The following is a 12,863-nucleotide window of genomic DNA, read 5'->3' as shown; positions in this document are numbered from 1 at the left end:
CGGAAACCGTTCCCCACGAGGGTGCCGGCTACCGGACGCGAGCGTCTCCCGATTCGTCCCGGTCGTCTATAGTCCCTCGATAAAAGCAGTCCGGCCGGTTTGCAATGAAAGAAGCGACAATGACCGTGGATGCGGACGCAGTGCCCCGGAACAGTCCCGTCCTCGGTTTCGAGTCGACGGTGCCCAGGCGGTACGTCCATCGGCAATCGGTGTCGGAGGTGTTCCTGACGGACTGCACGTCCGTCGGCGTCGCCCACCGATTCCTTCTGGGTGCCCAATGGCCACGGCTGCACGGTTTCTACCGGACCGAAACCGGCCGCTACGACGCCATGCTGATCGCCGAGACTCTGCGCCAGACGGCGATCTACTTGGGGCATACGCAGTATCGTGTGCCGCTCGGCCATCCGTTCGTCATGCAGACCCTGCGGGTGGACGCGGCGGTGGACGCGCTGGCCATCGGGGCCGGAGCCGCAGAGGTCGTGCTCGACGCCTCCCTCGACGACCCGGTCTATCGCGGCGGGTTGCTCTCCCAGTTCGACCTCACGGTGGTGTTCGCGATCGACGGACAGCGGGTGGGCACGGGAGAGGGGGTGGCCAACGTCCTCACCCCGGACGCCTACCAGCGGCTGCGCTGGAACGGCGCCGGCCCCCGCCGGATCGGGGATCCCGTCTGCCCCCCGCCGATTTCCCCCGTCGTCGTCGGCCAGTCCCGGCCCGTGGACGTCGTCCTCGGACCGCAGTACGCCGAGAACCGCTGGCGTCTGCGGGTCGACGATCGGCACCCCGTCCTGTTCGACCATCCCAGCGACCACGTGCCCGGAATGCTCCTCCTCGAAGCGTTCCGCCAGAGCGCCCGCGCCGCGTGCGGGTGTCCGGACGCGGATATCGCGCTCATCGAGGCCACCTATCACCGGTTCGTGGAACTGGACGAGCCCGCGAACGTGGTGGCGCGAATCGATGCGCACGATCCGTGGATCGTGCGCACCACCGTCGAGCAGTGGGGCGAGGTCCTGGCGAGCGGCGTCGTGCGGCTCGCGCCGGACCGGTCGCGATGCTGACCGCCGGCGACGTTCGTTCAGTCGCCGGACGGCGGCGTCCAGCGGGCCGCGCGGATCCGCGGCATCTCACCGTGGCGATCGGCGGGCATCACGGCGGGCAGCAGCAGGATCCACATCTCGTCGAGGCGCTGCTCGAGATCCTGCCGGTGGGTGAGCACGTTGGACACGAGCTGGACACCGTTGTAGGCGGAGATCACGAACCGGGCCAGCATGGCCGCGTCGATCGTGTCGAGGATGTCGCCCTGGGCGATCGCCTGCTCGGTGAGCTTCTCGCAGGCGGCAATCCAGTCCAGGTACGGACCGGTGGGCCCGTCGGTGGCACTGAGTTCGAGGGTCAGACGGATTCCGGCCCGCACGATCGGCTCGTCGATCATCTGGCGCGCCATCTCGTGCGAGAGCATCACGATCTGTTCCAGCGCGGGAATGTCGAGGTTCGCGATGGCCTCGACCGCGGCGATCGAGATGCGATGCTGCTCCTCGATCACGACCTGCGCGAGCTCGTCCTTCGACCGGAAGTGGAAGTAGAGAGCACCCTTGGTGATACCCGAGCTCTCGACGATCGCCCCGAGGCTCGCGCCCTCGTAGCCCGATCGTTCGAAGTTCTCTGCCGCGCCCAGGACGATCTGCTGCCTGGTAGCCACCGCCCGCGCTTGCTGAGCCATCCGTCCTCACTCCGTTCCCACCCTGTGTTCCGACGAGGTGCATCGTGACGAACCCCATCGGGTTTCCCCCACCCGGCCGAATCGTACCCGCCGCCCCGGAATGCCGCCGCGACGAACCTTCGGCGCAGCACCCGCGAATCGCGGTGATCGGCGCGACCGGCTTCGTCGGCGGCGCCGTGCTGGCCGGGCTCACGGAGGCGGGTGTGCCCTGCACGGCCGTCGCGCGACGACCCGACGACGTGCCCGCCGCGGCGACGCGACGGATCGCGGCGGACCTGACCGAACCGCCGTCCCTGGGCACCGTGATCGCCGCCGCCGACGTGATCGTGCATGCGGCCTCGTACACCGGATCGGACCCGCAGACGTGCGACGAGGTGAACCGTGCCGGGACCGAGAACCTGCTGGCGGCAGCGAACCGGCAGCACCGGCCCCACGTGATCTACGTCAGCACGATCGGAGTCTACGGACCGGGCCCGCACCGCGGCGTCGCCGAGGACGCCGTCGTGCCGAACCCGGTCTCGGTGCTCAGTGCGAGCCGGCTCGCGGCCGAGCTGGCCGTGCGGGACTACGGGGGCACGGTGGTGCGCGCCGCCTTCGTCCACGGACCCGGAGACCGCTGGTTCGTGCCCGGAATCGCGCAGATCCTCACTCGTCTCGGTGCGTGGGTCGAGGACGGACGCCCGTTGCTGTCGGTGATCTCGGTCGGTGATCTCGGCCGCCTGATCGCGGCACTCGCGGTTCGCGGCACCCGTCCCGGGGCCGGCGGCGCTGTCCTGCATGCCGCCCACCCGGAGCCGGTGAGTGTGCGCGCACTCGCCTCGGCCGTCGCGCGCGACGCCGGATTCGACCTGCCCAGCACCAGTCTCGGGTACGACGAGGCCGTGGCCCTCGCGGCGGAGCGGGGACTGACGGAGCGGCACATCGATCTCGCCGGTCACGACCACTACTACGACGCGACGCGCATCTGGCGGGAGACCGGGCTGCGCGTGCCACCCCCGGCCTTCGCTCCGTAAGGGGTGGGCACGGCGCCGTTCCCGGCCACCGGGAAACCGCCGGATGCCGCCGGGGCGGGACGGCTACCGTCGCGACGGTGACCACCGTGCCGAGCTCGAACACTCCGTCGCATCCACTGCTGTCCGGACGGACCGCGGTCGTCACCGGAGGAGCGAACGGCATCGGCGCGGCCGTCGTGCGGTTGTTCGCCGAGCACGGTGCCCGCGTCGTCCTCGTCGACACCGATCGCCGGGCGGCCGAGCAGCTCGCCGCCGAAGTGCCCGCCGCGGTTCCGATCGTCGGTGACGCAGCGGACCCGGCGGTCGCGACGGAGGCCGCCGCCCATGACCCGGACGTGCTCGTCAACAACGTCGGCGACTTCCTCCGCGCCGCGACGCCCTTCGCGGAGGCCGACGAATCCGAGTGGGAAGCCCTCGCCCGCGTCAACCTCGACCACGCCCTGCGGATGACCCGCGCCGTCCTTCCCGGCATGATCGACCGGGGGAGGGGCGGTTCCGTCGTCAACGTCACCACGGTCGAGGCGCACCGGGGCATTCCCGGGCACGTCGTGTACGGCACGTACAAGGCCGGGCTGCGGCACTTCACCCGCAGTCTCGCCCTCGAGGTCGGCCGGCACGGCATCCGGGTGAACGCGATCGCACCCGACCTGATCGAGACGCCGCAGGTGCCGTACGAGCGGCTCGTGCCCGAGGCGGACCGGCACCGCTGGCCGGGCTGGGCGCCGCTCGGCGGTCCGGGCCGGCCCGAGGACGTCGCCGGGCCGGCTCTGTTCCTCGCCTCCGACCTCTCCCGCTACGTGACGGGGTCCACGGTGCACGTCGACGGTGGCAGCTACGCGGCCGGCGGCTGGTTCGCCCGCGCCGACGGATCGTGGACCAATCGTCCCCTCGCGCCCTGATCCCTACCACCGAAGGACCTTTCGCGTGAATCCTCCCACCCTGAGCGTCAACCTCCCCAACTTCGGCGACGTGCTGGCCCGCGACAACTACGCCCACCTCGTGGACGTCGCGGTCCGGGCGGAGGAGAGCGGGGTGGACCGGGTCGACGTCACCGACCACGTCGTGATGGGGTCCGACACCTCCGGTTACGCGTGGGGACCGTTCGCCACCGAACCCGATGCGATGTGGCTCGAACCCATGACCGTGCTGGCGGTGATCGCCGGCCGGACCCGCACGATCCGCCTCGGCACCGGCGTGATCATCGCGGCGTTGCGGGGCGCGGCCGTGCTCGCCAAGACCGCGGCCACCCTGGACCACCTGTCCGGCGGGCGGCTCGACCTGGGCGTCGGAACCGGCTGGCAGGAGAAGGAATACGAGGCGGCCGGGTTGAGCTTCCGCGAGCGCGGGCCGCTGCTCGACGACACGCTCGCCGCCTGCCGGGCCCTGTGGGAGCACGCCCCGGCCTCGGTGCAGCGGCCCAGCGTGGCCTTCACCGAGGTGTACTGCTCGCCGCGCCCCGGAGACCGGCGGATCCCGGTCTGGGTCTCGGGATCGTTGTCGAAACCGGTGATCCGCCGGCTCGCCCGATGGGGCGACGGGTGGATCCCGATCATGGGTGCCGGACCGGACGAGCTGCAACGGGGCCGCGACCTGCTCCGTGCCGCGCTCGAGCGGGAGGAACGCGACCCCGACCACCTGCAGATCCGCGGGCGGCTGCAGGTGGTGCACGAGGCGAGCGGCGAGATCGCCGTGCCGGAGACCGCTCGGGCGGTGAAAGAGCTCCTTGCCGTCGGCGTCACCGATGTGATGGTCCCGCTGACCATGGTGCATCCCGATCCGGACCGGGCCGCGGACCGGCTCGCGACGCTCGTCACGGTGCTGCGGGAGGCGGCAGCCTAGAGCGACGGTCCCACCACGACCTGCGGTGCGGTGGCATCATGCCGGGGTGGAACGTGCATGGATGCAGCCGCTCGCCGAACTCGGCGCGGGCACTGTCACCGCGCTGGTCCCCGACACCCTCGTCGACCTGCTCGGCCGCGGTCTCGCCCTCCGGTACGCCGGCCGTCCGGTCGAGACGACCGTGCAGGGAGCGCCGCTGCGTGCCGTCGTCGACGGCGTCCGGATCCGTCGTGACCGCGCGCATCTGCGCGCCCGCGTGCGGCTGAGCCGACTCGACTGGGACGACCGGCGCATCGACAGCCTGACGGTGACCGCACACGGGCTGCGGATCGTGCCGGGCTTGTCCACCCGGATCAGCGCGGCGCGTCTCGACGTGCAGGGCGTCGCACCGATCACCGTCGTGCTGGACTGGTTCAACTCCCTCGACACGCCGTGGCGGCTGAGTCACGGGGACGACATCCGCGCCGATCACCGTCGGCTGAACGTCAGCGCCGTCGTGGACGGGGCGGTCGTCGACGACGTCGCCTACGTGGAGTTGCTGCGCCTGCGCTGCTACGGCCTGCTCGTACCGGTCGTCGCGGCTCGGCGGGTTCCGTTGCCGCCGTTGCCGGCCGGGATTCGCAAGGTGTACGCCGCCCGACGAGGCGACGACGTGCGGTTCGGTTTCGAGATCGCGGACGTCGACGGTGTGCTGCCCTTCGGGGACAGGCCACGCAGGTAGTCGCGCACTGTTCGCCCTCCGAAGCGGACGGTGTCGGGTCAGGGCCGCCGGGCGGCCCACGCCGTGCGGACGCTGCGGACCGTCAGATCCGGTCGCCGCGCCAGGTTTTCGGGGCTGCCGGGCGACAGCAGGCGATCGAGCCGGTCGAGGTCGTCCCTGTCCAGTCGATCGTCGAGCGCGTCGCGGATGCGGGCCAGGTAGGTCGATGCGTACCTCACCGTGTTCGATTGTGCCGCAGTGGCTTCCGTCGAGAACCGTTGCCGGTCGACGACCTCGAACCCGGCGCGCTCGAGGTGGGCGTGCCAATCGGGGTGGGCGTTCCACCCTGCCTCCGTGAGCGCCCGAAGGCAGCGCTCCTCGAGGCCGGGCCGGTCCTGTCCGGTGTCGTCGGGCAGGAAGCGCGGCAGCTCGTCCATCTCGACGACGACGAGCAACCCGCCGGGCGTCAGGCCGGCGTGGAGGTCGCGCAGCACCCGATCCGGGTCGGCGACCTCGTGCAGCGACGAGGCCGCCCACGCGAGGTCGACCTCGTCGACCGGAAGCCGGGTGGTGTCCAGGTCGGCGAGGACGGTCCGGATGCGTTCGGCGAGGCCGTGTTCGCGGGCGGTGGCGCGGACGCGGTCGAGCATCGATGCCGACCGGTCGACCGCGACGATCTCCGCGTCGGGGAATCGGCGGGCGAGAGCCACGCTGCCGGTTCCGGTTCCCGCCCCCACATCGGCGATCACCCGGGGACGGACCGGGGCGTACGGTTCGGCCCACGCCGTCACCTCGTCCAGATACGCGCCGAGCACCTCGGCGTCGAGGTCGAGGAGGTCCGCCAGGCCGGCCTCGTGATGCGTGTGCGGGTGGCCCGGAGAGTGGGTGTGGTGCGTCATGTCGCTCACGGTAGCGGCCGTGGTGCCCATGACGCATACCATCTTGCGTATGACGCAAGATCTGGACGCCGTGATCCGCCGCCGCATCCGCAGCCTGCGCCTGGCCCGCGGCTGGTCGCTCGATTCGCTGGCGGCCCGCTGCCGGCTCAGCCCGTCGACGCTGAGCCGCATCGAGACCGGCAACCGCCGGATCGCTCTCGATCAACTGGTGCCGATCGCCCGGGCCCTGGGCACCACGCTCGATCAGCTCGTCGAATCCGCCGAGGACGAGGACGTGGTGATCCGGCCGCAGCCCGAGCACATGCCCGGGGTGACGACGTGGCTGCTGTCCCGGGAGCGGGCCCTGCACGGCGTGACGGTGGCCAAGATGCGCATCACCCCCGACCGGCCCACCGGAACCGGTGCGGCGGCGGTGCATCCGGGCCGGGAGTGGTTCACCGTGCTCGCCGGCACGGCCCGGCTGCAATTGGGCGAGCGGACGGTGCTGGTGCGGACCGGCGAGGCCGCCGCGTTCTCGACGATGGTCCCGCACGTCATCGGTGCCCACGACGGTCCGGTGGAAATTCTCACGATCTTCGACCACGACGGCGAGCGTGCCCACCTCCACGGTGAGCACGGCTCGTCGCGGCCGTGACGCCGGCGCTACCGCGACATCACCGACGGCCCCTCGGCCCCGACATGCATCGTGTCGTCACCGAGATGTGATCCGTGAGAGACACGTTCAGTCGGGGGGTAGGTCGCGTACGTATCGGCCGGGGGCGGCCTCGAGTGGGGGATGCCGGGCACTGCCGGGCGCGCTCGGCGCGGGCATCTCCTCCCCGCTGTGGGCGAGCACCCAGTCGGCCCAGGCCTGCCACCAGCTGCCCTGCTGCCGCTCGGCGCCCTTCAGCCAGGCATCGGGGTCCGGGCCCGGTGTGCCACCGGTCCAGTAGTGCGCCTTCGGGTTGCCGGGCGGGTTGACCAGGCTGGCGATGTGCCCGGAGAAGCTGAGCACGAACTCGGTGTCGCCGCCGAGCAACTCGGTGGTGCGGTAGCAGTTGCGCCACGCGGTCAGGTGATCGGCGATCGCGCCCGAGACGAAGGTGGGTACGGTGATCGACGTCAGGTCGAGGGGCGTGCCCAGCACGGTGAACGCGCCGGGTTCGACGAGCAGGTTGTCCCGGAAGAGGTCGAGGAACTGCCCGTGCAGGGCGCCGGGCAGGTTGGTGCCGTCGGAGTTCCAGGCGAGGATGTCGAAGGCCGGCGGGGTGCGCCCCATGAGGTAGTTGTTGACCACGTCGTTGAACACCAGATCGTTCGGGCGCATCCAGGTGAACGCCGAGCCCATGTCCCGGGCGCTGATGAGGCCCTTGCGGCGGGACCGGCCCTTGGCGAACCGGATCAGGGCAGGCCGGGCGAACGCGCCGAGCAGTGCCGGATCGCCGAAGTCGAGCATCGTCACCGCATACGCCATGCTGTGCACCCGGTCGTCGCCCCGGGCGGCCAGATGGTTGAGCACCGTGGTGGCGAGGATCCCGCCGGCGCAGAAGCCGATCAGATTCACCTCGTCGCTGCCGGTGATCTCCCGTACCTCGTCGATCGCGCGCAGCACCCGCCCGGCGTAGGTGTCGAAGTCCCAGTCACCCTGCTCGGCGGTGGGATTGCGCCACGACAGCAGGAAGGTCTGCCGGCCCCGGCCGACGCTGTACTCGACGAAGCTGCGTCCCGGGCGCAGGTCCAGGAAGTAGTACCGGCCGATGGGCGGGGGCACCACGAGCACCGGCCGGCGGCGGACCGTCGCCGTGGTCGGGGTGTACTGCAGCACCTCGGCGACCTCGTCGCGGGAGATCACCGCCTCCGGGGTCACCGCCAGGTCGGTGCCGACGGTGAAGGCGCCGCGTCGGACCATCGACGGCATGCCCCGGTTCTCGACCACATCGGAGACGAAGTGCTTCGTGCCGCGCACCAGGCTGAGGCCGGCGGTGTCGAACGCCTCCTTCAGCGCGGCGGGGTTGGTCCACAGGTAGTTCGTCGGCGCCAGGGCGGCGGTGAGGATGTCGGCGGCGAATTTGGCCTCGGCGGCCCGGCGTGGGTCGATGCCGCGGCCGACGTCGGCGACGACGCCGTCGACGGCGTCGGTGGCGGCCAGGTAGGTCTGCTCGAGCCGGCGGTAGGCCGGGTGCGTGCTCCACGCCGGATCGGCGAACCGGCGGTCCCCCTCGGCGGGGGCCACCGTGGATCGACCGGCGGCGATCTTCGCCAGTTCCTTGCCGAACGCCGCACCGTGCCGGGCCACGGTCCGGCCGTGACCGAACACGTCGGCCAGGGCACCGACGGCCGCCCCGAGCCGCGGCGGCGCGACGTCCTCGCCGCCGCCGATCGACTCCTCGACGCTGTCCCCGATCACCGATCGTGTCTGGGTCATCTCGCGCCTCCCTTCGACACCTGGATTGTCGCACCGGATCGGTGTCCCAGCGGCCGGGTATTGCGTAGGCGACAGGTGCAGTCGTCGGAACCGGGCCACTCGGGCCGGTACCGGCCGTGCCGGGCCCCCGTCCGGTGATCGTGACAAGCGTCCAGTTCGCAATCACGTCCACGTGTTACGAGCCGGTCGGCGGGGCGCCACCGCCACTCGGGGCGGAGTCGTTGTTGCATGTGCGGTGGCAAGTGATGCCCGCATCGGGCGGCGTGTGCGCATCACTTGCTCGGTATGAGGGGCAGCTATCGGACGAGTCGGACCGCGACCAGAGGGGCGTGCGGGAAGATCTTCTCCGTACCGTCGGGCATGAACCCGTTACGGCGATAGAAGCTGTGGGCGCGGGGATTGTCCTCGGCAACCCACAGTTGAGCGGGTTCTCCGACGAGAACGGCATCGAGAAGTAGTTGCCCGGCACCGCTTCCGTGGTGTTCGGGGAGGAGATAGAGGGTGTAGAGCTGGAGGTCTCGGACGGGGTCGTCGTCCTCGATCGGTGGGCCGGCAGCAGCGAACCCGACGATGTCTCCGTGTGTTTCGGCGACGCGGAGTCGTGGCGGACGGTGCAGCCCGTTCAGTACGGAGCGCCACATGGCTGTGCGCTGCTCGAGCGCGGTGGCGTCGAAGTACGAGCTGGGGAGGAGGCTGCCGTAGGTTGCCTGCCAGGTGGCGACCTGCACTCGAGCGATCGCCTCGGCATCGGCGGGCTCCGGTTCCCGCACGTGAAACCTCGCAGCCTCCTGCACGGTTCGAGACTACCGTTCGTCCCGAACATGACGGCGCAGACGTGCATCGCTCCGTCTACGGACGTCCGGAACTGTCTGGCGCTCACCGTGGGGCCCGACGCTCGAGGGCACCGGCCGCGGCGACAGCGACCACCCTTCGGCCGCGGGGCGTGAGTTCGAGTTCGGCACCCCGATCGGGGAGCCGGCGATCACCACGGATCTGTTGCTGCACCGGCGTGGTGCAGTGTATGTCACTGTGTGCGAACGGGATTGCGGCCGACCGGCCGTCGAACAGTCGATGGTCCGTTCGGCCGTCCCGGACCACTGTGCCGCCCGACCCAGGGTGACGAAAGGGGTGGTGCTATGGATGTATTCGGATTCGAGTGGGGCCCGGAAATCACTGGAACAGTATTGTATCGAAAACGCGTACGTTCTAGAATCGGGGTATGGCCACGGTCGAGTACGACTCGACGGCCGGCGGCTCCGGAACTCGCCGGTACCGCTCTTCGCTGCGCCGGATGCAGGCAGCCCAGACGCGGAGGGTCGTGCTCGAGGCCGCCACCCGCTTGTTCGCCGAGCGCGGCTGGGTCGGCACCGGGATGCGCGAGGTCGCGCGGACCGCCGGGGTGTCCGTCGAAACCGTCTACGCAACGTTCGGATCCAAGGCGGATCTGTTGAAGTCGGCGCTGGACGTCGCCGTCGTCGGCGACGACGCGCCGGTGCCACTGGCCGCCCGGCCCGCCTACACGGAGATCGGTTCCGGACGAACGACCGGCGAGCGCATCGAGATCACCGCGCGCATGATTGCCCTGATCAACGCGCGCCTCCATCGCCTGGCCGCGGCACTGCGCCAGGGGGCGACGGTCGATCCCGCGCTCGCCGCGGTGGTTGCCGATCTGGAGCGGCAACGCAGGCTCTCGATCGCCGACGTCGCCGGCGTGATTCTGGGCCGCCACCCGGATCCCGGTCAGGTCGACGAATTGTGGGTTCAGGCCGGGGACCAGGTCTACGCCCTTTTCATCGAAGGATGCGGCTGGAGTCGGGTCCGCTACGAGGCGTGGCTCATCGACCGCATCGAAGAAATTCTCGATCGCCCGGGGTGAGACTCGGGTGCCCATGGCTGGAGACGAACATGACAACCGACACTCTGCCCCCTGCCGACACGCGGATCATGCGTGTCGTGCACAGCGCGCTGCGCCGCGATCTGACGCGCGCCGCCCAGGTACTGCGTACCGCGCCTGCGCCCGAACGGACCCAGCGGGTCGCCCTGGCCGATCATCTGGTGTGGATGATGCAGTTCCTGCACCTGCACCACAGCGGCGAGGATCAGGGACTGTGGCCCCTGGTGCGCGCCGTGAACCCGGCCGCCGAGGCCCTGCTCGACGAGATGGACGCCGACCATGCGCGGATCGGCCCCGAGATCGAACGGGTGACCGCTGCGGCCACCGACTACCGTGCCGATCCCGCGGCCCGAGAAGATCTGGTGCATGCCCTCACCGCACTCGAACAGGTACTGCTGCCGCATCTGCAGCGCGAAGAGGACGAGATGATGCCGGTCGTCGCCCGGACCCTGACCCGTCGTCAGTGGGACGAGGTGGAGCAGAAGGTGTTCATTGCCTCGAAGACGAAGCGGGAGTTGGGGATCGAAGCTCACTGGGTGGTCGACGGGGTCGATCGGGAAGACTACGACGTCGCCGTCGGCAAGGTCGGCCCCGCTACTCGGTTCCTGCTGCGGCATGCGTTCGCACGACCGTATCGGCGGGCATGCGCCGCTCGGTGGGGCGCCGACGTCGATGTCGGCCCGCGGCTGCACCGGCCGCCCCGCACCGAGGGGTCGGTGGAACTGCGGATCGACACCCCGGCCCGGCAGCTGTACGACGCGGTCGCCGACGTCACGCGCATCGGGGAGCGCAGCCCCGAGTGCCGCAGCTGCGAGTGGCTGCCGGGACGATCGCCGGGGACGGTGGGGGCCCGCTTCCGCGGACGCAACCGCGCCCATCACACCCGCTGGTCCCGGGTCTGCGAGGTGACCGCCGCCGATCCTGGCGAGAGGTTCGAATTCCACACCGTCTCGGACCGGCGCAACCCGCTCTACCACGACTCGACCACCTGGTCCTACGTGTTCCGGACCGACGGTGACGGGACCCGGGTGACGCACTCGTACCGGATCGACGTACTGCCGTACCGCCCCCTGCTCGCGCTCTACTCCCGCCTGCATCCGCAGCACCAGGACATGCGGCCACAGATGCGACAGAACCTGGAGACGCTGCGGCGGCAGGCCCGCGCCGGCACGCCTACAGGGCCGACTCCTGCCTCATACACCTGACGCGCATGCCACGCCGATCTGTCCGAAGGGTGCTACGAGGGCTCGGTGCCCTGATCCTGCCGGTGCGACATTTTCGACGTGCACTCCACGAAGGCGCCGACCGCGTCCGCGGTCTGCTCCCGATGGTGTTCGCGGCCGGCCCGGCGAACCGGTCGGACGGCTTCCTCGAGCTGAACCTGCTCGCGTGCGAGGGGTGCATCGATCCCGACGACGAGGAGATCGGCGCGGTGTGGGCCGCCGTGGACCGAGCCGACCGGAAGCTCGCTCCCCGGCAGCATCTGGCGTGACCCCCGGTTCGTCCCGACCGGTGCCGCGATCGAGGCGCTCCCGCGTGGCATCCCCCATGTCGTGCCATGTTCGACGGCCCGGTGCGAGTGGGGATCCGCCTGCGCTGCAGAGGTGGAATAGAAACGGGATTGAAGTGGAAATATTGCGTTATATGGTCGCAGTCGAGACTATATATGAGTGAAGGAGATGTCCGTAGCGGCCGCAGCTGTCGAACTGGGAGTCAGCAGGCGACAGGTCGCCCGCTTGGCTCGCGCCGGCGAAGTGGTGGTAGCGCGTGAGATCGGTGACATGCTGCTCCTGGATGCCGGCTCGGTGCACCGTCGTGCACAGTTGCGCCCGGTCCGCGGGCGGCCCTGGAACGAAGACGTCGCCTGGGCGGCGTTGACGCTGCTGTCCGGGGAGGACGTGGACTGGATACCGGCGGCGCAGATGGCCCGGCTCAAGCACCGGCTCCGGCGATCCAGCGCGCAGGAAGTCGCATTTCTCGCGCGTCGCCGTGCGGCGGTTCATCGCATGCGTGGATGGGCCGGCAGCGCGGCGAACCTCTCCGAGTATCTGGTGCTGACCGGCGCAAGCGCGCTGATACGACGCCGCGTCGCGAGCAAGTTCGGTTTGGCTGCGAGCCGGAGAGGAATCGACGGATATGTACTGGCGGAGGAGTACGACGGTCTTGTCGATCACTTCGGTTTGACCGTCGACGGGGATGGTGACATCACTGTGCGGGCGGTGACGATCGCGGATGCCTTTCGTGGGGGAGAGGTGCCGCTGGCAGCTGTCGCAGTGGATCTGATGGACTCTCTCGACACTCGCGAGCGTAGCGCCGGCACGCGGGTGCTACAGAATTTGCTCGATGACGTCCGGTGACCGGCCGAGATGGGAAGTGCCGGCTCCTGTCGGCGGG

14 protein-coding genes are annotated in these 12,863 nt (G+C 70.3%); 10 read left to right on the top strand and 4 right to left on the bottom strand.

Features of this window, described 5'->3' with window-relative positions:
- Positions 1–119 precede the first annotated feature (119 nt).
- The gene (locus tag LZP97_RS16505; protein ID WP_010593487.1) at positions 120–1,058 is read left to right on the top strand and encodes a ScbA/BarX family gamma-butyrolactone biosynthesis protein; all 939 of its coding nucleotides are present in this window, start codon (positions 120–122) and stop codon (positions 1,056–1,058) included.
- Positions 1,059–1,075: 17 nt separating this feature from the next.
- Here LZP97_RS16505 and LZP97_RS16500 read toward each other — a convergent pair whose 3' ends face one another.
- The gene (locus LZP97_RS16500; protein ID WP_026137557.1) at positions 1,076–1,720 is read right to left on the bottom strand and encodes a ScbR family autoregulator-binding transcription factor; all 645 of its coding nucleotides are present in this window, start codon (positions 1,718–1,720) and stop codon (positions 1,076–1,078) included.
- A gap of 44 nt (positions 1,721–1,764) precedes the next feature.
- Here LZP97_RS16500 and LZP97_RS16495 point away from each other — a divergent pair, with 44 nt between their 5' ends.
- From LZP97_RS16495 to LZP97_RS16480, 4 genes are all read left to right on the top strand, one after another.
- The gene (locus tag LZP97_RS16495; RefSeq protein WP_152693025.1) at positions 1,765–2,733 is read left to right on the top strand and encodes an NAD-dependent epimerase/dehydratase family protein; all 969 of its coding nucleotides are present in this window, start codon (positions 1,765–1,767) and stop codon (positions 2,731–2,733) included.
- A 77-nt stretch (positions 2,734–2,810) separates the two neighbouring features.
- Positions 2,811–3,632 (top strand): SDR family NAD(P)-dependent oxidoreductase, encoded by an 822-nt coding sequence (locus LZP97_RS16490; RefSeq protein ID WP_017679820.1) that lies wholly within the window; start codon positions 2,811–2,813, stop codon positions 3,630–3,632.
- 25 nt (positions 3,633–3,657) lie between these two features.
- Positions 3,658–4,572 (top strand): TIGR03619 family F420-dependent LLM class oxidoreductase, encoded by a 915-nt coding sequence (locus LZP97_RS16485; protein ID WP_040274984.1) that lies wholly within the window; start codon positions 3,658–3,660, stop codon positions 4,570–4,572.
- A gap of 46 nt (positions 4,573–4,618) precedes the next feature.
- Entirely contained in the window at positions 4,619–5,293 is a 675-nt protein-coding gene (locus tag LZP97_RS16480) for a hypothetical protein (protein ID WP_230831743.1), read from the top strand.
- A 38-nt stretch (positions 5,294–5,331) separates the two neighbouring features.
- On the opposite strand, the gene LZP97_RS16475 is transcribed toward LZP97_RS16480, so the two are convergent.
- Positions 5,332–6,171 carry a class I SAM-dependent methyltransferase gene (locus tag LZP97_RS16475; RefSeq protein WP_040275025.1) on the bottom strand — a complete coding sequence of 280 codons (840 nt, stop codon included), beginning with the start codon at positions 6,169–6,171 and terminating at the stop codon, positions 5,332–5,334.
- Positions 6,172–6,220: 49 nt separating this feature from the next.
- Here LZP97_RS16475 and LZP97_RS16470 point away from each other — a divergent pair, with 49 nt between their 5' ends.
- Positions 6,221–6,805, top strand: coding sequence for a helix-turn-helix domain-containing protein (locus LZP97_RS16470; RefSeq protein ID WP_010593480.1), 585 nt, complete (start codon positions 6,221–6,223; stop codon positions 6,803–6,805).
- Positions 6,806–6,892: 87 nt separating this feature from the next.
- Here LZP97_RS16470 and LZP97_RS16465 read toward each other — a convergent pair whose 3' ends face one another.
- On the bottom strand, positions 6,893–8,575 hold the full coding sequence (locus LZP97_RS16465; RefSeq protein WP_048773183.1) for a PHA/PHB synthase family protein: 1,683 nt from the start codon (positions 8,573–8,575) through the stop codon (positions 6,893–6,895).
- Between the two features lie 296 nt (positions 8,576–8,871).
- The gene (locus tag LZP97_RS16460; RefSeq protein WP_230831744.1) at positions 8,872–9,369 is read right to left on the bottom strand and encodes a GNAT family N-acetyltransferase; all 498 of its coding nucleotides are present in this window, start codon (positions 9,367–9,369) and stop codon (positions 8,872–8,874) included.
- 425 nt (positions 9,370–9,794) lie between these two features.
- On the opposite strand from LZP97_RS16460, the gene LZP97_RS16455 reads away from it, so the two are divergent.
- The 4 genes from LZP97_RS16455 (at position 9,795) to LZP97_RS16440 (ending at position 12,826) form a co-directional block, all read left to right on the top strand.
- The gene (locus LZP97_RS16455; RefSeq protein ID WP_040274993.1) at positions 9,795–10,451 is read left to right on the top strand and encodes a TetR/AcrR family transcriptional regulator; all 657 of its coding nucleotides are present in this window, start codon (positions 9,795–9,797) and stop codon (positions 10,449–10,451) included.
- A 29-nt stretch (positions 10,452–10,480) separates the two neighbouring features.
- Positions 10,481–11,674: a hemerythrin domain-containing protein gene (locus LZP97_RS16450; RefSeq protein WP_017679827.1), complete on the top strand. Its 1,194-nt coding sequence runs from the start codon at positions 10,481–10,483 to the stop codon at positions 11,672–11,674.
- 122 nt (positions 11,675–11,796) lie between these two features.
- Positions 11,797–11,961: a hypothetical protein gene (locus tag LZP97_RS16445; protein WP_234574845.1), complete on the top strand. Its 165-nt coding sequence runs from the start codon at positions 11,797–11,799 to the stop codon at positions 11,959–11,961.
- 187 nt (positions 11,962–12,148) lie between these two features.
- The gene (locus tag LZP97_RS16440) at positions 12,149–12,826 is read left to right on the top strand and encodes a hypothetical protein (RefSeq protein WP_230831748.1); all 678 of its coding nucleotides are present in this window, start codon (positions 12,149–12,151) and stop codon (positions 12,824–12,826) included.
- Positions 12,827–12,863: the final 37 nt, after the last annotated feature.

The sequence above is a fragment of the Rhodococcus sp. DMF-1 genome (assembly GCF_021441945.1).
In the GTDB taxonomy this organism is placed as follows: domain Bacteria; phylum Actinomycetota; class Actinomycetes; order Mycobacteriales; family Mycobacteriaceae; genus Rhodococcus; species Rhodococcus ruber.
Note: the sequence above shows the minus strand (reverse complement) of the source record. Positions and strands in the feature narration are given on the sequence as shown.